19 protein-coding genes are annotated in these 18,017 nt (G+C 74.0%); 11 read left to right on the top strand and 8 right to left on the bottom strand.

What is annotated here, in order from left to right; genetic code table 11:
- The first annotated feature begins 59 nt into the window (after positions 1-59).
- From argC to argH, 8 genes are read left to right on the top strand one after another with little or no spacing between them, the layout of a single operon-like run.
- On the top strand, positions 60-1,061 hold the full coding sequence (argC, locus tag ACN27D_RS27610) for an N-acetyl-gamma-glutamyl-phosphate reductase (protein ID WP_421500356.1): 1,002 nt from the start codon (positions 60-62) through the stop codon (positions 1,059-1,061).
- Positions 1,058-2,230 (top strand): bifunctional glutamate N-acetyltransferase/amino-acid acetyltransferase ArgJ, encoded by a 1,173-nt coding sequence (gene argJ / locus ACN27D_RS27615; protein WP_421500357.1) that lies wholly within the window; start codon positions 1,058-1,060, stop codon positions 2,228-2,230. Before argC ends, argJ begins: the two co-directional genes overlap by 4 nt.
- Positions 2,227-3,114: an acetylglutamate kinase gene (argB, locus tag ACN27D_RS27620; RefSeq protein WP_120570481.1), complete on the top strand. Its 888-nt coding sequence runs from the start codon at positions 2,227-2,229 to the stop codon at positions 3,112-3,114. Before argJ ends, argB begins: the two co-directional genes overlap by 4 nt.
- The gene (locus ACN27D_RS27625) at positions 3,111-4,385 is read left to right on the top strand and encodes an acetylornithine transaminase (RefSeq protein ID WP_421500358.1); all 1,275 of its coding nucleotides are present in this window, start codon (positions 3,111-3,113) and stop codon (positions 4,383-4,385) included. Before argB ends, ACN27D_RS27625 begins: the two co-directional genes overlap by 4 nt.
- Positions 4,382-5,308: an ornithine carbamoyltransferase gene (argF, locus tag ACN27D_RS27630; RefSeq protein ID WP_252448482.1), complete on the top strand. Its 927-nt coding sequence runs from the start codon at positions 4,382-4,384 to the stop codon at positions 5,306-5,308. Before ACN27D_RS27625 ends, argF begins: the two co-directional genes overlap by 4 nt.
- Positions 5,305-5,817 (top strand): arginine repressor, encoded by a 513-nt coding sequence (locus ACN27D_RS27635; protein ID WP_013474917.1) that lies wholly within the window; start codon positions 5,305-5,307, stop codon positions 5,815-5,817. The genes argF and ACN27D_RS27635 overlap by 4 nt, the downstream gene beginning before the upstream one ends.
- Positions 5,814-7,019, top strand: a complete 1,206-nt coding sequence (locus tag ACN27D_RS27640) for an argininosuccinate synthase (protein WP_421500359.1) — start codon at positions 5,814-5,816, stop codon at positions 7,017-7,019. Before ACN27D_RS27635 ends, ACN27D_RS27640 begins: the two co-directional genes overlap by 4 nt.
- 14 nt (positions 7,020-7,033) lie before the next feature.
- Entirely contained in the window at positions 7,034-8,497 is a 1,464-nt protein-coding gene (gene argH / locus ACN27D_RS27645) for an argininosuccinate lyase (RefSeq protein WP_030271078.1), read from the top strand.
- 85 nt (positions 8,498-8,582) lie between these two features.
- Here argH and ACN27D_RS27650 read toward each other — a convergent pair whose 3' ends face one another.
- The 3 genes from ACN27D_RS27650 to ACN27D_RS27660 form a co-directional block, all read right to left on the bottom strand.
- Entirely contained in the window at positions 8,583-8,936 is a 354-nt protein-coding gene (locus ACN27D_RS27650; RefSeq protein ID WP_421500360.1) for an MmcQ/YjbR family DNA-binding protein, read from the bottom strand.
- Positions 8,937-9,008: 72 nt separating this feature from the next.
- The gene (locus ACN27D_RS27655) at positions 9,009-9,443 is read right to left on the bottom strand and encodes a hypothetical protein (RefSeq protein ID WP_030271080.1); all 435 of its coding nucleotides are present in this window, start codon (positions 9,441-9,443) and stop codon (positions 9,009-9,011) included.
- Positions 9,444-9,589: 146 nt separating this feature from the next.
- On the bottom strand, positions 9,590-10,228 hold the full coding sequence (locus ACN27D_RS27660) for a DNA-3-methyladenine glycosylase (protein ID WP_421500361.1): 639 nt from the start codon (positions 10,226-10,228) through the stop codon (positions 9,590-9,592).
- A gap of 138 nt (positions 10,229-10,366) precedes the next feature.
- Here ACN27D_RS27660 and ACN27D_RS27665 point away from each other — a divergent pair, with 138 nt between their 5' ends.
- Complete coding sequence (locus ACN27D_RS27665; RefSeq protein WP_120570474.1) at positions 10,367-11,467, top strand: LLM class flavin-dependent oxidoreductase; 1,101 nt, start codon at positions 10,367-10,369, stop codon at positions 11,465-11,467.
- Positions 11,464-12,090, top strand: a complete 627-nt coding sequence (locus tag ACN27D_RS27670) for a CE1759 family FMN reductase (RefSeq protein WP_120570473.1) — start codon at positions 11,464-11,466, stop codon at positions 12,088-12,090. The genes ACN27D_RS27665 and ACN27D_RS27670 overlap by 4 nt, the downstream gene beginning before the upstream one ends.
- Positions 12,091-12,127: 37 nt before the next feature.
- Here ACN27D_RS27670 and ACN27D_RS27675 read toward each other — a convergent pair whose 3' ends face one another.
- Entirely contained in the window at positions 12,128-13,012 is an 885-nt protein-coding gene (locus ACN27D_RS27675; protein ID WP_421500362.1) for a universal stress protein, read from the bottom strand.
- A gap of 70 nt (positions 13,013-13,082) precedes the next feature.
- Positions 13,083-13,991 (bottom strand): universal stress protein, encoded by a 909-nt coding sequence (locus ACN27D_RS27680; protein ID WP_121685660.1) that lies wholly within the window; start codon positions 13,989-13,991, stop codon positions 13,083-13,085.
- Positions 13,992-14,149: 158 nt separating this feature from the next.
- Here ACN27D_RS27680 and ACN27D_RS27685 point away from each other — a divergent pair, with 158 nt between their 5' ends.
- Positions 14,150-14,620 (top strand): cyclic nucleotide-binding domain-containing protein, encoded by a 471-nt coding sequence (locus ACN27D_RS27685; protein WP_302906166.1) that lies wholly within the window; start codon positions 14,150-14,152, stop codon positions 14,618-14,620.
- Positions 14,621-14,623: 3 nt separating this feature from the next.
- On the opposite strand, the gene ACN27D_RS27690 is transcribed toward ACN27D_RS27685, so the two are convergent.
- Genes ACN27D_RS27690 through pflB form a run of 3 tightly spaced genes read right to left on the bottom strand, consistent with a single transcriptional unit; the run spans position 14,624 to position 17,963 of the window.
- Positions 14,624-14,908, bottom strand: coding sequence for a hypothetical protein (locus ACN27D_RS27690; protein ID WP_120570469.1), 285 nt, complete (start codon positions 14,906-14,908; stop codon positions 14,624-14,626).
- A 32-nt stretch (positions 14,909-14,940) separates the two neighbouring features.
- A complete protein-coding gene (pflA, locus tag ACN27D_RS27695) occupies positions 14,941-15,723 on the bottom strand; it encodes a pyruvate formate-lyase-activating protein (protein WP_421500363.1) in 783 nt (260 codons plus the stop codon).
- Positions 15,720-17,963: a formate C-acetyltransferase gene (pflB, locus tag ACN27D_RS27700; protein ID WP_421500364.1), complete on the bottom strand. Its 2,244-nt coding sequence runs from the start codon at positions 17,961-17,963 to the stop codon at positions 15,720-15,722. The genes pflA and pflB overlap by 4 nt, the downstream gene beginning before the upstream one ends.
- Positions 17,964-18,017: the final 54 nt, after the last annotated feature.

The following is an 18,017-nucleotide window of genomic DNA, read 5'->3' on the forward strand; positions in this document are numbered from 1 at the left end:
CCTTGCGGTGGTGTGGCCCCGACGGGTAACCTTCTCTGCATAGTCATGCGGAGGTGGGTATGGGCATTCGGGTTGCTGTTGCCGGGGCGAGTGGATACGCCGGGGGCGAACTGCTGCGCCTGCTCGCCGGTCACCCCGAGTTCGAGCTGATCGCCGCCACCGCGCACAGCCAGGCCGGTCAGCCCGTCACCGCCGTACACCCGCACCTCGCCGGCCTCGACCTGGTGTTCGCCGCCACCGAACCGGCGACCCTGGCCGACGCGGACCTGGTCTTCCTGGCCCTGCCGCACGGGCAGTCCGCGGCGCTCGCCGCGGCTCTGCCCGCCACGGTCAAGGTGGTCGACCTCGGCGCGGACCACCGGCTGCGCGACGCCGGCGCCTGGTCCCGCTACTACGGCGGGGAGCACGCCGGCGCCTGGACCTACGGGCTGCCCGAACTGCCCGGCCGGCGGGCCGAGATCGCCGCCGCGTCGCGGGTCGCCAGCACCGGCTGCTACGCGGTGGCGACCACGCTGCCACTCGCCCCGCTGATCGCCGCCGGCGCGGTACGCCCCGACGACGTGGTGGTGGTCGCCGCCTCCGGCACCTCCGGCGCCGGCCGGGCCGCCAAGGCCCACCTGCTCGGCAGCGAGGTGATGGGCGACCTGACGCCCTACAAGGTGGGCGCGCACCAGCACGTACCGGAGATCAAGCAGGCCACCGGCGCGACCGGCCTCTCCTTCACCCCGGTGCTCGCGCCGATGCCCCGGGGCATCCTGGCCACAGTCACCGCCGTGCCCACCGGCGACGCCGACCCGCGCGCGGTGCTGGCCGCCGCGTACGCCGACGCGCCGTTCGTGCACGTGCTGCCCGAGGGGGCGTGGCCGCACACCGCCGCGACCGCCGGCTCGAACTCCTGCCACCTCCAGGCGACGGTGGACGTCGACTCGGGGCGGGTGATCGTGGTCAGCGCGATCGACAACCTCGGCAAGGGCGCGGCCGGTCAGGCCGTGCAGAACGCCAACCTGATGGTGGGTCTCCCGGAGACCACCGGTCTGTCCGTGTTTGGAGTGGCCCCGTGAGCGTCACCGTCCCCCGTGGGTTCCGCGCCGCAGGTGTCGCGGCCGGACTGAAGTCCTCCGGCGCCGCCGACGTCGCCCTCGTGATCAACGACGGCCCGGACGCCGGTGTGGCCGGTGTGTTCACCGCCAACCGGGTCAAGGCCGCGCCGGTGCTGTGGAGCCAGCAGGTCGTGCACGGCGGCGTCGTGCGCGCCGTGGTGCTCAACTCCGGCGGCGCGAACGCCTGCACCGGACCGGCCGGCTTCCAGGACACCCACGCCACCGCCGAGCACACCGCCGCCGCGATCACCGCGGCGAACGCCCGGCTCATCGTCGGCGCGGGCGAGGTCGCTGTCTGCTCGACCGGCCTGATCGGCGAGCGGCTGCCGATGGACAAGCTGCTTCCCGGCGTACGCGAGGCGGTGCGCGGCCTGTCCCGCGACGGCGGCCCGGCCGCGGCCGAAGCGATCATGACCACCGACACCCGGCCCAAGACGACCGTGGCGCAGGGTACGGGCTGGACCGTCGGCGGCATGGCCAAGGGCGCGGGCATGCTCGCCCCGGCCATGGCCACCATGCTCTGCGTGCTCACCACCGACGCGGTGGCCGGGCCGGACGCCCTGGACGCCGCGCTGCGCGCCGCCACCCGGATCACGTTCGACCGGATCGACTCCGACGGCTGCATGTCCACCAACGACACGTTGCTGCTGCTGGCCAGCGGCGCCTCCGGCATCGAGCCGACCGCCGAGGAGCTGACCGCCGCGGTCACCGCCGCCTGCCACGACCTGGCCCAGCAGCTCCTGGCCGACGCCGAGGGCGCGACCAAGGAGGTCGCGATCGAGGTGGTCGGCGCGGCGAGCGAGGACGACGCGGTCGAGGTGGGCCGCACGGTGGCCCGCAACAACCTGGTGAAGACCGCGCTGTTCGGCAACGACCCGAACTGGGGCCGGATCCTCGCCGCGGTCGGCACCACCGCCGCCGTGTTCGAACCGGACGGCGTGGACGTCGCGGTCAACGGCATCTGGGTGTGCCGGGGCGGCGCCGCCGCCGAGGACCGCGCCAAGGTGGACCTCACCGGCCGCGGCGTCACGGTCCGCATCGACCTGCACGCCGGCGCCGACGCCGCCACCATCTGGACCAACGACCTTTCGCACGCGTACGTCCACGAGAACTCGGCTTACTCCACATGAATCTTTCCGCTGACCTCACCCGGGCCCAGGCCAAGGCCGCCACGCTGATCGAGGCGCTGCCCTGGCTGGCCCGTTTCTCCGGCGCCACGGTCGTGGTCAAGTACGGCGGCAACGCCATGGTCGACCCCGAACTCCAGCGGGCGTTCGCCGCCGACATGGTGTTCCTGCGCTACGCGGGCCTCAAGCCGGTCGTGGTGCACGGCGGCGGCCCGCAGATCTCCGCCATGCTCGGCCGCCTCGGCATCGCCAGCGAGTTCCGGGGCGGCCTGCGGGTCACCACCCCGGAGGCGATGGACGTGGTCCGGATGGTCCTCGTCGGTCAGGTCGGCCGGGAACTGGTCGGGCTGATCAACGCGCACGGCCCGTACGCGGTCGGCCTCTCCGGTGAGGACGCCGGGCTGTTCACGGCGGTGCGCCGTCCCGCGTACGTGGACGGGGAACCGGTCGACGTGGGCCAGGTGGGCGACGTGGAGTCGGTGAACGTCTCGGCGGTGACCGACCTGATCGAGGCCGGCCGGATCCCGGTCATCTCGACAGTCGCACCGGACGCCGACGGGGTGCTGCACAACCTCAACGCGGACACCGCCGCCGCCGCGCTCGCCGTGGCGCTGGACGCCCGCAAGCTCGTCGTGCTGACCGACGTGCCGGGCCTGTACGCCGACTGGCCGGACACGTCCAGCCTGGTCAGCGAGATCACCGCGGACGACCTGGCGAAGCTGCTGCCGTCCCTGGAGTCGGGCATGGTCCCGAAGATGGAGGCCTGCCTGCGGGCGGTGCGCGGGGGAGTACCGGCCGCGCACGTCGTCGACGGCCGGGTCGCCCACTCCACGCTGCTGGAAGTGTTCACGTCGGAGGGCTTCGGAACCATGGTGATCGAGTCATGAGCACGCTGGTGCAGCGGTGGAACGCCACCATGATGGACAACTACGGCACGCCGCCGCTGGCGCTCGTCTCCGGCTCCGGCGCCGTCGTGGTCGACGAGACCGGCCGGGAGTACGTCGACCTGCTCGGCGGCATCGCCGTCAACGCGCTCGGCCACGCCCACCCGGCGGTGGTGGCCGCCGTCAGCAAGCAGGTCGCGACGCTCGGACACGTGTCCAACCTGTTCGTCGCCGAGCCGCCGGTGGCGCTGGCCGAGCTGCTGCTGGCGCTGGCCGGCCGTCCGGGCCGGGTGTTCTTCGCCAACTCCGGCGCGGAGGCCAACGAGGCCGCGTTCAAGCTGTCCCGGCTCACCGGCCGCCGGCACGTGGTGGCCACCCACGGCGGCTTCCACGGGCGCACCATGGGCGCGCTGGCGCTGACCGGCCAGCCCGCCAAGGCCGACCCGTTCCGCCCGCTGCCCGGCGACGTGACCCACGTGCCGTTCGGCGACGCCGACGCGCTGGCCGAGGCCGTCACCGACGACACCGCCATGCTGATCATCGAGCCGATCCAGGGCGAGAACGGCGTGGTCGTCCCGCCGCCCGGCTACCTGGCCGCGGCCCGGCGGATCACCGCCGCGCACGGCGCGCTGCTGGTGCTCGACGAGGTGCAGACCGGCGTCGGCCGGACCGGTCACTGGTTCGCCCACCAGGCCGAGGGCGTCGAGCCGGACGTGATCACGCTCGCCAAGGGCCTCGGCGGCGGGCTGCCGCTGGGCGCCTGCCTGGCCTTCGGTCGGGCCGCCGACCTGCTCACCCCCGGCTCGCACGGCACCACGTTCGGCGGCAACCCGGTCAGCTGCGCCGCCGCGCTCGCCGTCGTCTCCACGATCGCCCACGAGGGCCTGCTCGACCACGTCAAGCGCGTCGGCGAGCGCCTGCGGCGCGGCGTCGAGGCGCTCGGGCACCCGCTGGTCCGCGAGGTGCGCGGCGCCGGGCTGCTGCTCGGCATCGTGCTCGACCAGCCGGTCTCCGCCGCGACCGCGGCCGCGCTGCGCGAGGCGGGCTTCCTGGTCAACCCGGTGCAGCCGGACGTGGTCCGGCTCGCCCCGCCGCTGATCCTCACCGCGGCGCAGGCCGACGCGTTCCTCGCCGCGCTGCCGGCCGCGCTGTCCGCCGCCGTTCCCACCGGCACCGCCGCGCCGGCCGAGGCCGCCGCGCCGGGCCTTCCCGCCGCCGCGACCGCAGGCACCGCCGCGACCGACGCCACGACCCCGACGGAGGCTCCCGCATGATCCGCCACTTCCTGCGCGACGACGACCTCACGCCCGCCGAGCAGGCCGCCGTGCTCGACCTCGCCGCCCGGATGAAGGCCGACCGGTACGGGCACCAGCCGCTGGCCGGGCCGAAGTCGGTGGCGGTGCTGTTCGACAAGCAGAGCCTGCGCACCCGGATCTCGTTCGACGTGGGCATCGCCGAGCTGGGCGGGCACCCGCTCGTGGTGGACACCCAGGTCACCCACTTCGGCCGGGGCGAGACGCTCGGCGACGCCGGCCGGGTGCTGTCCCGCTACGTCGCCGCGATCGTGCTGCGCACCCACGGCGACGACCGGATCGCCGAGGTCGCCGCGCACGCCACGGTGCCCGTGGTCAACGCGCTCACCGACACGTACCACCCCTGCCAGCTGCTGGCCGACCTGCTCACCGTGCGGGAACGCTTCGGCGGCACCGCCGGGCGGATCCTCACGTACGTGGGCGACGCGGCGAACAACATGGCCCACTCGTACCTGCTGGCCGGCGCGACCGCCGGGATGCACGTGCGGATCGCCGGGCCGGACGGGTTCCAGCCGGACCCGGAGATCGTGGCCCGCGCCGAGAAGATCGCCGCCACCACCGGCGGTTCGGTGCAGGTGCTCACCGACCCGGCCGAGGCGGTACGCGGCGCGCACGTGATCGCCACCGACACGTGGACGTCGATGGGGCAGGAGGACGACGGGCTGGACCGGATCACCCCGTTCCTGCCGTACCAGGTCAACGCCGAGCTGCTCGGCCACGCCGACGCCGACGTGATCGTGCTGCACTGCCTGCCCGCCCACCGGGGCGAGGAGATCACCGACGAGGCGCTCGACGGCCCGCACAGCGCGGTGTTCGACCAGGCGGAGAATCGGCTGCACGCCCAGAAGGCGCTGCTGACGTTTCTCCTGGAGGAATCCGCATGACCGCTCCGCTGACCCGCGCCGCGCGGCACGCCCGCATCGTCGAGCTGATCCGCGACACCCCCATCCACTCGCAGACCGAGCTGGCCGACCTGCTCGCCGGGGACGGCATCCAGGTCACCCAGGCCACGCTGTCACGCGACCTGAAGGAACTGGGAGCGGTGACCGCGCGGGGCGGCGACGGGCGGGGCGTCTACCTGATCCCGGAGGACGGGCACCGGCCGCTGCGCGACGCCGAGGGCGCGCCGGCCCGGCTGGTCCGGCTGCTGCGTGAGCTGCTCAACGGTGTCGACTCCAGCGGCAACATCGCGGTGCTGCGCACCCCGCCGGGCGCGGCGCAGTACCTGGCCAGTGCGCTGGACCGGGCCGGCCTGTCCGAGATCGTCGGCACCATCGCCGGCGACGACACCATCCTCGTCGTGGCCCGCGAGGCCGACGGCGGGGCCGCGCTGGGTGAGCGGCTCGCCGCCTGGGCCCGCCGCGACGACACAGCCGAAGGGGGCACCTCGTGACCGAGCGGGTCGTGCTGGCGTACTCCGGGGGCCTGGACACCTCGGTCGCCATCCCGTACCTGGCCGAGCGGACCGGCGCGGAGGTCATCGCGGTTGCCGTCGACGTCGGTCAGGGCGGCGAGGACATGACAGTGATCCGGCAGCGCGCGCTCGACTGCGGCGCCGTCGAGTCCGAGGTGGTCGACGCCCGCGACGAGTTCGCCGCCGACTACTGCCTGCCGGCGATCCGGGCCAACGCCCTCTACATGGACCGCTACCCGCTGGTGTCCGCGCTGTCCCGGCCGCTGATCGTCAAGCACCTGGTCGCGGCGGCGCGTGCCCACGGCGGCACGATCGTGTCGCACGGCTGCACCGGCAAGGGCAACGACCAGGTCCGGTTCGAGGTCGGCCTGGCCGCGCTCGCGCCCGACCTGAAGGTCGTCGCACCGGCCCGGGACTTCGCCTGGACCCGGGACAAGGCCATCGCGTTCGCCGCGGAGAAGGGCCTGCCGATCGACGTGTCGGCGAAGTCGCCGTACTCGATCGACCAGAACCTGTGGGGCCGGGCCGTGGAGACGGGTTTCCTGGAGGACATCTGGAACGCCCCGGTCGAGGACCTCTACGCGTACACCGAGGACCCGGCCGCGGAACGCGACCCGGACGACGTGGTGATCACCTTCGACGGCGGTGTCCCGGTCGCGATCGACGGCGAGACGGTCACCCCGTACCAGGCGATCCGCGAGCTGAACCGGCGGGCCGGGGCGCACGGCGTGGGCCGGCTGGACATGGTCGAGGACCGGCTGGTCGGCATCAAGAGCCGCGAGGTGTACGAGGCGCCCGGCGCGCTCGCCCTGATCACCGCCCACCAGGAGCTGGAGGCGGTGACAGTCGAGCGGGATCTCGCCCGGTTCAAGCGCGGCGTCGACCAGCGCTGGGGTGAGCTGGTCTACGACGGGCTCTGGTTCTCGCCGCTGAAGCGGTCACTGGACGCGTTCATCGACGACGCCCAGCGGCACGTCACGGGTGAGGTACGGCTGCGCCTGCACGGCGGCCGGGCGGTGGTGACCGGCCGGCGCTCGGAGGCGAGCCTCTACGACTTCGGCCTGGCCACCTACGACACCGGCGACACGTTCGACCAGTCGCTGGCGAAGGGATTCGTGCAACTGTGGGGACTGCCCAGCAAGATGGCCGCGCAACGGGACGCCCGGATGGGAGGGGCCTGATGGGGGGCACCACAATGGGTGGGGTGGACGACAAGAGCCTGACCGAGAACAGCGCCCCCGCCAACCGGACGAGCCTCTGGGGCGGCCGGTTCGCCGGCGGTCCCGCCGAGGCGCTCGCGCGGCTGTCGGTGAGCGTCCAGTTCGACTGGCGCCTCGCCCCGTACGACATCGCCGGTTCCCGCGCGCACGCCCGGGTCCTCGCCGGCGCCGGCCTGCTCGACCCGGACGAACTGGGCCGGATGCTGGCCGCGCTGGACGACCTGGAGGCGGCGTGCGCCTCCGGCGCGTTCCGCCCGACAGTCGACGACGAGGACGTGCACACCGCGCTGGAGCGCGGCCTGCTGGAACGCCTCGGCAGCCTCGGCGGCAAACTGCGCGCCGGCCGGTCCCGCAACGACCAGGTCGCCACCGACCTGCGGCTCTACCTGCGCGACCACGCCCGCGGCGTGGCGGCCCGGCTGGTCGAGCTGGCCGAGGCCCTGGTGGAGCAGGCGGAGCGGCACGTGGACACCGCCGCGCCGGGCATGACCCACCTGCAGCACGCCCAGCCGGTGACGTTCGGGCACTGGCTGCTGGCCCACGTGCAGCCGCTGCTGCGCGACCTGGAACGGATGCGCGACTGGGACGAGCGGACCGCGATCAGCCCGCTCGGCGCGGGCGCGCTGGCCGGCTCGGGGCTGCCGCTGGACCCGGTGGCGGTCGCCAAGGAGCTGGGTTTCCGCACCTCGTTCGCCAACTCGATGGACGCGGTCGCGGACCGCGACTTCGTCGCCGAGTTCCTGTTCGTCACCGCCATGATCGGCGTGCACCTGTCCCGCCTCGGCGAGGAGGTGGTGCTCTGGACGTCGCAGGAGTTCGGCTGGGTCGAGCTGGACGACGCCTTCGCCACCGGCTCGTCGATCATGCCGCAGAAGAAGAACGCGGACATCGCCGAGCTGGCCCGGGGCAAGTCCGGCCGGCTGGTCGGCGGCCTGATGAGCGTGCTCACCATGCTCAAGGGCCTGCCCATGACGTACGACCGGGACATGCAGGAGGACAAGGAGCCGGCGTTCGACGCGGTCGACACGCTGGAGCTGCTGCTGCCCGCGCTGGCCGGGATGATCTCCACGATGACGGTCCGGGTGGACCGGCTGGTCGCGAGCGCCCCGTCGGGCTTCTCGCTGGCCACCGAGGTCGCCGACTGGCTGGTCCGGCGCAACGTGCCGTTCCGCGACGCGCACGAGATCACCGGCAAGCTGGTGGCGCTCTGCGCGGCCCGCGACTGCGCGCTGGACGAGGTGTCCGACGCCGACCTGGCCGCGGTCAGCGAGCACCTGGACCCGTCGGTGCGCGACGTGCTCTCGGTGCGCTCGGCGCTGGCCGCCCGCATCACGCCCGGCTCCACCGGCCCCGGTCCGGTCGCCGACCAGCTCGCCGCCGCGGCGGACAAGCTGACCGGCTGGCGGGAGTGGGCCGCCGAGCGGGTCGTCCCCCGCTGACCTTCACGGCTGCTCGCAGATCTTGGTACGGAACGGCCCCTGTAGGGGCGCCTCCGTACCAAGATCTGCGGGCCGCGCTTCCCGGTCAGCGGGTGGGGCGCTCGCGTTTGGGCAGCTTCGCGACCACCGCGTCGTACGAACCGTCGACCGCTTCGATCAGCTCGTCGTCGGGGATGCCGCCGGAGAGCCGCAGCGTGTTCCAGCCCGACCGGCTGATGTAGGGGGAGGGGCGCGCGTCGTCGGGGAACCGGTGCAGCCACTCGTCGGCCACCTCCCGGGACGGCCCGCACTTCACCCCGAGCCGCGCCTCACCCTCCGGGGAGCCGAGGAACGCGAAGATCCGGCTGCCCACCTTCACCACCTCGTCGCCCTCCCACGGCCGGTCGAGCCAGGCTCCCGGCTTGGCCAGGCAGTAGGCCAGCATCTCCTCGCGCGTCATCGCGTCCTCCCGTGCCGTCGTCCGGCACAGTCTCGCCCGCCGCTGTGACAGCCCGCGTCGCCCGGCCGCAGTTCAGTCGCCGGTGCCGGTGCGGACGGTGAGCCGCTCGTAGCGCTGCCGGGCCGCCTGGGCGCTGCCCAGCCCCAGCCCGAAGGCGATCGCCTGCCAGGTCATGCCCCGGCCGCGGGCCACCTGCAACAGGCCGGCCTCCAGCGCGTCCACCTCGGCCCGCACGTGCGGGATCAGCGTCAGCGCGGCCATCAGGTCGGCCTGGTCGACGGGCTCCTCGCCCTCGTCCAGCTCGGCGCCACCGGCGAGCGCCATCACCAGCGTGGCCGCCTCGTAGGCGTCGGGCACGTCGGGGTGGGCATAACGCCTGCGGCGGGAGTTGGTGCCGGCGTGCCGCTCGGCGATCCGCAGCAGCGCCGCGTAGTTGCGGTGGGCCCGGGCCTGGGCAGCATCCGGAGCGGTGAACGGGTCGTTGTCCACGGTGACCATGCCGTCCATCCCACACCTAAGAATGGCCTGTTGTCAACACCCTGTTGAAAGTCATTCGTGCAAAGGGTCGTGCGCTCAGGGCGTGGCGAGAAGACGGCGCGTCATGCCACCACAGACGCGCCGCGGGGTGTTCCGGGTTGCCCGGAACGGCCGATTCAGGCCGGTGAGTTCCGCACCGGGGCCGTCGGGCCGGGCCGGCGACGCGGGACGTGCCGCCGGTAGACGCTGACGCTCGGCTCGTCCGCCAGCCAGAACCGCCACGGCAGGTCGTGCGCGGCGGCGACCCCGACTCGCGGCCCGGCGACGATCCGTGCCGGGTCGACCGGGTTCGCCGGTGGAGTCAGCAGCAGCGGGCCGCTGCCGTCGATCGCCGAGGTGCCGTTCGCCTCCCGCCCGAGCCCGAGCGCGGTGACCAGCCGGGCCGGTCCGCGGGCCAGCTCCCGGTCGGTGGAGCGTGGCCGGCGTTCGCGGGCGATCTCGACGCCGTCGACCACCTCGCCCGCGCGCAGCAGCACCGCCGCCGCCTCGCCGTCGCGACCGCAGACGATGTTGGCGCACCAGTGCATGCCGAACACGAAGTACACGTACACGTGCCCGGCAGGCCCGAACATGACCCTGTTGCGCGGCGTCGGCCCGCGGTGGGCGTGCGACGCCGGGTCCTCGCCGGTGCCCGCGTACGCCTCGACCTCGGTGAGCCGGACGGTGACGCCGCCGGCCGACACGGTCCAGCCGAGCAGCGTCCGCGCGGTGTCGGCGATCCGGGCGGCCGGTGCGTCGAGCCAGGGGTACGTCATCGCGGCAAGGGTAGTCGGTGGGTGGCGCGTGATCCGGGCCACGAGGGGGTGGGCGGCCACCGGAATAGTTGACTCGTCAAATATGTTGTGAGGAGCGATCCCGGGCGACCGGTCCGGACCCCACGCGAGGAGCTGGTCATGCAGTTCGGAGTCTTCACCGTCGGTGACGTCACCGTCGACCCCACGAACGGGCGGCTGCCGTCCGAGCGTGAGCGGATCAAGGCCATGACCGCCATCGCGCTCAAGGCCGAGGAGGTCGGCCTGGACGTCTTCGCCACCGGCGAGCACCACAACCCGCCGTTCGTGCCGTCGTCGCCGACCACCATGCTCGGCTGGATCGCCGCGCGCACCGAACGGCTGCTGCTGTCGACCTCGACCACGCTGATCACCACGAACGACCCGGTGAAGATCGCCGAGGACTACGCGATGCTCCAGCACCTGGCCGACGGCCGGGTGGACCTGATGATGGGCCGCGGCAACACCGGCCCGGTCTACCCGTGGTTCGGGCAGGACATCCGCAACGGCATCCCGCTGGCCATCGAGAACTACGACCTGCTGCACCGGCTGTGGCGCGAGGACGTGGTCGACTGGAAGGGCCGCTTCCGGACGCCGTTGCAGTCGTTCACCTCGACCCCGCGCCCGCTCGACGGCGTGCCGCCGTTCGTCTGGCACGGCTCGATCCGCAGCCCCGAGATCGCCGAGCAGGCCGCGTACTACGGTGACGGCTTCTTCGCCAACCACATCTTCTGGCCGAAGGAGCACACGCAGCGGATGGTCGGCCTCTACCGGGAGCGGTTCGCGCACTACGGCCACGGCTCGCCGGACCAGGCGATCGTCGGCCTCGGCGGGCAGGTGTTCATGCGCCGCAACTCCCAGGACGCGGTACGCGAGTTCCGCCCCTACTTCGACAACGCCCCGGTCTACGGGCACGGCCCGTCGCTGGAGGAGTTCACCCGCGAGACGCCGCTGACAGTGGGCAGCCCGCAGCAGGTCATCGACCGGACGCTGGGCTTCCGCGAGTACGTCGGCGACTACCAGCGGCAGCTGTTCCTCATGGACCACGCCGGGCTGCCGCTGAAGACCGTGCTGGAGCAGCTCGACCTGCTGGGCGAGGAGGTGGTGCCGGTGCTGCGCAAGGAGTTCGACTCGATGCGTCCCGCGCACGTGCCCGAGGCGCCCACCCACGCGAGCCTGCTGGCCGCCCGCGACGCCGCCCCGGCCGCCGGGGAGCAGCGATGACCGGCCGTACCCTGGCGGTCGTCTCGGCCGGTCTCGGCCAGCCGTCGTCCACCCGCCTGCTCGCCGACCAGCTCGCCGCGGCCGCCCGCGACGAGCTGGCCGGCCGCGGCGCGACTGTGGAGCTGCGCGTGGTCGAACTGCGCGAGCACGCCCACGACGTGGTGAACCACCTGCTCACCGGCTTCGCACCGGCCGCGCTGCGGCGCACGCTCGACGAGGTGGCCGCCGCCGACGGGCTGATCGCGGTGACGCCGATCTTCAACGCGTCGTACAACGGGCTGTTCAAGTCGTTCTTCGACGTGGTCGACCGGGACGCGCTGGCCGGCAAGCCGGTGCTGCTCGGGGCGACCGGCGGCACCGCCCGGCACTCGCTGGCCCTGGAGCACGCGGTCCGGCCCATGTTCACGTACCTGCGGGCGGCGACACTGCCCACGGCGGTGTTCGCCGCGCCGGAGGACTGGGCCGGCGACGACGGCGACAGCGCGCTGCGGTCCCGGATCCGCCGGGCCGGGGCCGAGCTGGCCGAGCAGGTGGACCGCCGTCCGCCCGCGACCGGCCCGGCCGACCCGTTCGCGCTCACCACCGACTTCGCCGACCTGCTCGCGGGCCGCGACCCGTCCTGACGCCTGGCGGAACCGGACCGGCCGGCCGCGCGGGGCGTCAGTCGTCGGCCGGCTCGGGCCGGTGGGCGACGAGCACCGGGCAGTGGGAGTGCTGCACCAGCGCCTGGCTGACCGAGCCGAGCAGCAGCCCGGCGAAGCCGCCCCGGCCCCGGGAACCGACCACCACGAGCCCCGCCTCGCCGCTGGCCTCCCGGAGCGCCGTCTCCGGCGAGGCGGCGGTCACGGCACGCTCCGTCACCCGCAGGCCCGGGTGCGCCGCCCGGACCCGGTCCGCGGCCTCGGCCAGCAGCCCGGCCGCCTCGGCCCGCTCGGCGGTGGACGCCTCCGCCGCGACCTCCGGCGCCACCGCGCCGCGTTCCGGCGAGCGGACGTGCATCAGCACCAGCTCCGCGTCGCGCCGCTCGGCCTCGTCCGCCGCAAGCTCGATCGCGTACGCGGCCGAGTCGGAACCGTCCACGCCGACCAGCACCGGACCGTCCACCGGGATCGGCTGCTCCTCGGGCCGGACGATCAGCACCGGGCAGTGCCCGTGCTGCGCGAGCTGCCCGCTGACCGAGCCGAGCAGCAGGCCGGCGAAACCGCCCACGCCCCGGCTGCCCACCACGACCAGCTCGGCTCGGCGGGACTCCTCGACCATCGTGGCGCCTGGACCGCCGGCGACCTGGCGCACCTGCACCCGCAGGCCCGGGTGCCGCTCGGCCAGGTCGGCGGCGACCGACTCCAGCATCTTCTCCGACTCCGCGGTGGGCGCCGGCACCCCCAGGTCGTACGGGTTGAGCGGCACGCCGTAGCCCAGTGGGTGCAGGTAGCCGTGCACCAGCAGCAGCGGCCGGGAACGGGCGACGGCGGTCGCGGCGGCCAGGTCGGCGGCGGCCAGGCTGGACGGCGATCCGTCCACTCCCACCACGACGGGTCGGTTCATCAGGTGCTTTCCCTCCGGTCGGCTCAGGCCATTGTGGCGCTACCGGCCCCGTCCGGGCCGGGGAACCGGCTCAGTGGGTCCGGCCGCCCCGGTGCCGGACGACGGCCAGCGGGCTGTGGCAGTGGTGCAGCACGGCGTGGCTGACCGAGCCGAGCAGCAGCGCACCGAGGCTACCGCGACCGTGGGCACCGACCACCGTCAGCTGCGCGCCGACGGACTCCTCGACGAGCACCCGGGACGGCGTGGCGGCGGCGACCAGCTTCGGCCGTACCGTGACCTCCGGGTAGCGCTCGGCCCAGCCGGCGACCGCCTCGGCCAGCACCCGCTGCTCGTCGGCGCGCAGCTCCTGCGGGTCGTACGCCAGCGGCACGACGTCGCCGAACGCCTCCCGGTAGGTCACCGGCTGCGGGTAGAGCCAGGTGTGCACCACGACCAGTTCGGCGCCGCGCGCCGCGGCCTCGGCGAACGCGAACCCGACCGCCTCGTCGGACAGCGCGGAGCCGTCCACGCCGACCACCACCGGGCCGTCGGCGCGGGCCTCACCACGGGCGACGAGCACCGGGCAGTCCGCGCGGGCGGAGAGCTGCACCGCGGCGGAGCCGACCAGCAGTTCGGCGAAGCCGCCGAGTCCCCGGTGACCCAGCACGAGCAGCGCGGCGTCGCGGCTCTCCCGCAGCAGCACCGCGACCGGCCCGCCGTCGACCACCGCCCCGGTCACCGCCAGGTCCGCGTCGACCTTGCGGGCCTCGTCCACCGCCTCCTCGACCAGCTTCTCGGCCTCCTGGCGCAGCTCGACGTCGGGCAGCACCGGGGCGACCATGCCCAGCGGCGTGCCGACCAGCGGCCAGAGGAACGCGTTCACCACCCGCAGCGGCCGGTGCCGCAGCACCGCCTCGCGTGCGGCCAGCCGTACCGCGTCCAGCGCGGACGGGGAGCCGTCCACACCCACCACGACGGGGGCACCGGTTCTGTCGGTCATCACGTCCTCCTTCGGTTCTCCCTCAGCCTGCGCCGACGGCTCCCACCCGGGCAGAGTCGATCCGCCCGGCCCGGCCGGGACCATCGGCCCCTACCGGCCGGGGCGACGGCGGGGTGAAATGGAACCAGTGCTCCCCTCCTGTCGACCCTGGAGGCGCGATGACCCCGCTGGAGATGCTCCGCGTCCACCCCTTCCTGGCCGGGCTGCCCGACGAGTGGCTGCCCCGGCTCACCGGTTACGCCCGTCCGGTGGTCTGGCATCCCGGGCACCGGCTGTTCCGCTCCGGCCAGCCGGCCGACCGGTTCTGGCTGGTCCGCGGCGGTCAGGTGGCGCTCGACTTCCCGGTGCCGGGCCGCGGCGACGTGGGCATCGAGACGATCGGCCCGGGCGGGGTGCTCGGCTGGTCCTGGCTGTTCCCGCCGTACCGCTGGCAGTTCGGCGCGGTCGCCACCCAGCGCAGCACCGCCCTGGAACTCGACGCCGACGGCGTACGCCGGCTGATGGAGTCCGACGACACGCTCGGCCGTCAGCTCACCACCCGGTTCATGAGCGTGGTGGTGGACCGGCTCCAGGCGTCCCGGGTGCGGCTGCTCGACCTCTACGGCTACCCGACGGCGGCGGCGAGCTAGGGCTCAGCGGTCGCGGACGACCAGCTCGTCCACCTCGAGGCGGCCGATGCGCAGTTCGCGGATCACCGCGCGGCGCACGGCGAGCCGGCCGATCACGAGCGAGCCCACCGCCACGGCGCCGAGCGCGAACGCGCCGAAGGCGATCGCGCCGATCGCGGTCGCACCCAGGGCTCGTGCACCTGTCGCGCCCGCGCCGGTGGCCTGCGCGCCGACGGCCCGCGCCCCGGTGGCCTGCGCGCCGGTCGCGCCCAGGGCGCGGATACGTGCGGTCGGAAGCAGGTTCGGCATGCCCCGATCGTAGTGCGCCGCGGCCGGACCGGTCAGGTGACGGTGAGGCCGCGGGCGGCGAACTGCCCGCGTACCCGGGTCAGCAGGTCGGCGTCCGGCGGCTCGGTGCCGGCCAGCGGGAAGGTCAACCCCAGCTCGGCGTACTTGTGCGCGCCGAGCCGGTGGAACGGCAGCACCTCGACGCGCTGCACCGTGGCCAGCCCGGCGGCGACGTCGGCCACCCGTTCCACCTCGTCGACCGCGTCGGTCAGGCCGGGCACCAGCACGTACCGGATCCAGATCGGCGTACCCCGGTCGGCCAGCCGTTGCGCGAAGCGCAGCGTCGGCGCGAGCCGGCCGGTGCCGGTGACCCGGCGGTACGTCTGCGGGTTGCCCGCCTTGACGTCGAGCAGCACCAGGTCGGTGGCGTCCAGCAGCGCGTCGTCGGCGCGGACGCCGAGGAAGCCGGAGGTGTCCAGCGCGGTGTGCAGGCCGAGGTCGTGGCAGCGGCGCAGCAGCTCGCCGGTGAACGCCGGCTGCAGCAGCGGCTCCCCGCCGCTCACGGTGACGCCGCCGCCCGCGACCTGGATGAACCGGCGGTACCGGGTGGCGAGCGTGACCATCTCGTCCACCGTCCGGCGCCGGCCGCTGCGGCCGTACCAGGTGTCCGGGCTGTGGCAGTAGCGGCAGCGCAGCGGGCAGCCGGCCAGGAAGACCACGAACCGGGTGCCCGGCCCGTCCACCCCGACCGAGGTGTCCCACGAGTGCACCGCGCCGGAGACGGCACCCGCCGCCGCCGGAGTCACCTCCGGCGGCGCGGGCGGGCGGCCGTTCACAGCGACCCGTGGAAGGTCCGCGACACCACGTCGCGCTGCTGCTCCGGCGTGAGCCGGACGAAGTTCACCGCGTACCCGGAGACCCGGACGGTGAGCTGCGGGTACCGCTCCGGGTGCGCCATCGCGTCCAGCAGCGTGGCCCGGTCCAGCACGTTGACGTTGAGGTGGAACCCGCCGGCGTCGGCGTAGCCGTCGAGCACCCCGGCCAGGTTCGCGATCCGCTCGTCGCGGGTGTGGCCCAGTCCGTCCGGCGTGACGGTGCCGGTCAGCGAGATGCCGTCGCGGGCCGCGTCGTACGGCAGCTTCGCCACCGACAGCGCCGAGGCGACCAGGCCGTGCGTGTCGCGCCCGTTCATCGGGTTCGCCCCCGGCGCGAACGGCTCACCGGCGCGCCGGCCGTCCGGCGTGTTGCCGGTGTGCTTGCCGTACACGACGTTCGAGGTGATGGTGAGCACCGACATGGTCAGCTCCGCGTCGCGGTACGTGCGCCGCCGGCGCAGCTTCTCCGCGAACGTCTCGACCAGCCACACCGCGATCTCGTCGGCCCGGTCGTCGTCGTTGCCGTAGGTCGGGAACTCGCCCTCGACCGCGTAGTCGACGGCCAGGCCGGTGGCGTCCCGCAGCACCTTCACCCGGCCGTACCGGATGGCCGACAGGCTGTCCACGGCGACCGACAGCCCGGCGATGCCGGTGGCCATGAACCGGCGCACCGGGTGGTCGTGCAGCGCCATCTCCAGCCGCTCGTACGCGTACCTGTCGTGCTGGTGGTGGATCACGTTCAGCGCGTCGACGTACGTCTGCGCGAGCCAGTCCAGCGTCCGGTCGTACGCGGCCAGCACCTCGTCGTAGTCGAGCGTCTCGCCGCCCACCGGTGCGGCCGGCGGGGCCACCTGCGTGCCGGTCAGCTCGTCCCGGCCGCCGTTGATCGCGTACAGCAGCGCCTTCGCCAGGTTCGCGCGGGCGCCGAAGAACTGCATGTCCCGGCCGACCCGCATGGCGGACACGCAGCAGGCGATCGCGGTGTCGTCGTCGTACGCCGGGCGGATCAGCTCGTCGTTCTCGTACTGGATGGCGCTGGTGTCCAGCGACACCTGGGCGCAGAACCGCTTGAACCCCTCGGGCAGGCGCGGCGACCAGAGCACCGTGAGGTTCGGCTCCGGCGCCGGGCCGAGGTTGTAGAGCGTCTGGAGGTAGCGGAACGCGGTGCGGGTGACCAGCGGCCGTCCGTCCGCGCCCATCCCGCCGAGCGACTCGGTGACCCAGGTCGGGTCGCCGGAGAACAGCTGGTCGTACTCGGGGGTGCGCAGGAAGCGGATGATCCGCAGCTTGATCACGAAGTCGTCGATCAGCTCCTGCGCGCCGCTCTCGTCCAGCCGCCCCTCGGCGATGTCCCGCCGCAGGTACGCGTCGACGAACCCGGCGGTGCGGCCGAGCGACATCGCGGCGCCGTTCTGCTCCTTCGTGGCGGCCAGGTAGGCGAAGTAGAGCCACTGGATCGCCTGCGCGCCGGTGGCCGCCGGGCGGGAGATGTCGAAGCCGTACGAGGCGGCCATCTCCCTCAGCTCACCGAGCGCGCGGATCTGCTCGGCCAGTTCCTCCCGGTCGCGGATCACGTCGTCGGTGCTGCGCCGGTCGTCCAGCGCCGCCTTGAGCGCGCGGCGCTCCTCGACCAGCCGGTCCACGCCGTACAGCGCCACCCGGCGGTAGTCGCCGATGATCCGCCCGCGCCCGTACGCGTCGGGCAGCCCGGTGATGACGTGCGAGCGCCGCGCCGCCAGCACGTTCGCCGGGTACGCGTCGAACACCGCGTCGTTGTGCGTGCGCCGGTACCGGGTGAAGATCTCGTGCACGCGCGGGTCCGGTTCGCGCCCGTACGCGCGCAGCGCCGTCTCCACCATCCGCAGCCCGCCGGCCGGCATGATCGCCCGCCGCAGCGGCGCGTCGGTCTGCAACCCGACGATCAGCTCCCGCTCCCGGTCGATGTAGCCAGGGGCGTGCGAGGTGATCGTCGACGGGGTGGCCGCGTCGACGTCGTACACGCCGCGCCGCCGCTCCTCGCCGAACATCTCCCGCAGCCGGTCCCACACGGCGAGCGTGCGCGGCGTCGGCCCGGTGAGGAACGACGCGTCCCCGGTGTACGGCTCGTGGTTGTGGCGGACGAAGTCGGCCACGTCGACTGTCTCCTGCCACGCTCCGGCGTGGAATCCGCGCCAGGGGGCCAGGGGTTCGGTGGCGGTCATGTCGGTCCCTCTCCGGGCGTCGGCGGTGGCCCGGTCCCCGCGGGGTGCGGGGAC

Origin of the sequence: Micromonospora sp. WMMD1274 (genome assembly GCF_049179035.1) — a bacterium.
Lineage (GTDB): Bacteria > Actinomycetota > Actinomycetes > Mycobacteriales > Micromonosporaceae > Micromonospora > Micromonospora tulbaghiae.

Excerpts from the sequence above, each read along its gene's own strand:
- ACN27D_RS27675 (WP_421500362.1), bottom strand. The coding sequence starts at position 13,012 with ATGAACCGACCCGTCGTGGTGGGAGTGGACGGATCGCCGTCCAGCCTG.
- ACN27D_RS27625 (WP_421500358.1), top strand. The coding sequence starts at position 3,111 with ATGAGCACGCTGGTGCAGCGGTGGAACGCCACCATGATGGACAACTAC.
- ACN27D_RS27680 (WP_121685660.1), bottom strand. The coding sequence starts at position 13,991 with ATGACCGACAGAACCGGTGCCCCCGTCGTGGTGGGTGTGGACGGCTCC.
- argB (WP_120570481.1), top strand. The coding sequence starts at position 2,227 with ATGAATCTTTCCGCTGACCTCACCCGGGCCCAGGCCAAGGCCGCCACG.
- ACN27D_RS27670 (WP_120570473.1), top strand. The coding sequence starts at position 11,464 with ATGACCGGCCGTACCCTGGCGGTCGTCTCGGCCGGTCTCGGCCAGCCG.
- argF (WP_252448482.1), top strand. The coding sequence starts at position 4,382 with ATGATCCGCCACTTCCTGCGCGACGACGACCTCACGCCCGCCGAGCAG.
- pflB (WP_421500364.1), bottom strand. The coding sequence starts at position 17,963 with ATGACCGCCACCGAACCCCTGGCCCCCTGGCGCGGATTCCACGCCGGA.
- argC (WP_421500356.1), top strand. The coding sequence starts at position 60 with ATGGGCATTCGGGTTGCTGTTGCCGGGGCGAGTGGATACGCCGGGGGC.
- argH (WP_030271078.1), top strand. The coding sequence starts at position 7,034 with ATGGGTGGGGTGGACGACAAGAGCCTGACCGAGAACAGCGCCCCCGCC.
- ACN27D_RS27665 (WP_120570474.1), top strand. The coding sequence starts at position 10,367 with ATGCAGTTCGGAGTCTTCACCGTCGGTGACGTCACCGTCGACCCCACG.
- ACN27D_RS27690 (WP_120570469.1), bottom strand. The coding sequence starts at position 14,908 with ATGCCGAACCTGCTTCCGACCGCACGTATCCGCGCCCTGGGCGCGACC.
- ACN27D_RS27660 (WP_421500361.1), bottom strand. The coding sequence starts at position 10,228 with ATGACGTACCCCTGGCTCGACGCACCGGCCGCCCGGATCGCCGACACC.
- ACN27D_RS27655 (WP_030271080.1), bottom strand. The coding sequence starts at position 9,443 with ATGGACGGCATGGTCACCGTGGACAACGACCCGTTCACCGCTCCGGAT.
- ACN27D_RS27650 (WP_421500360.1), bottom strand. The coding sequence starts at position 8,936 with ATGACGCGCGAGGAGATGCTGGCCTACTGCCTGGCCAAGCCGGGAGCC.
- ACN27D_RS27685 (WP_302906166.1), top strand. The coding sequence starts at position 14,150 with ATGACCCCGCTGGAGATGCTCCGCGTCCACCCCTTCCTGGCCGGGCTG.
- ACN27D_RS27635 (WP_013474917.1), top strand. The coding sequence starts at position 5,305 with ATGACCGCTCCGCTGACCCGCGCCGCGCGGCACGCCCGCATCGTCGAG.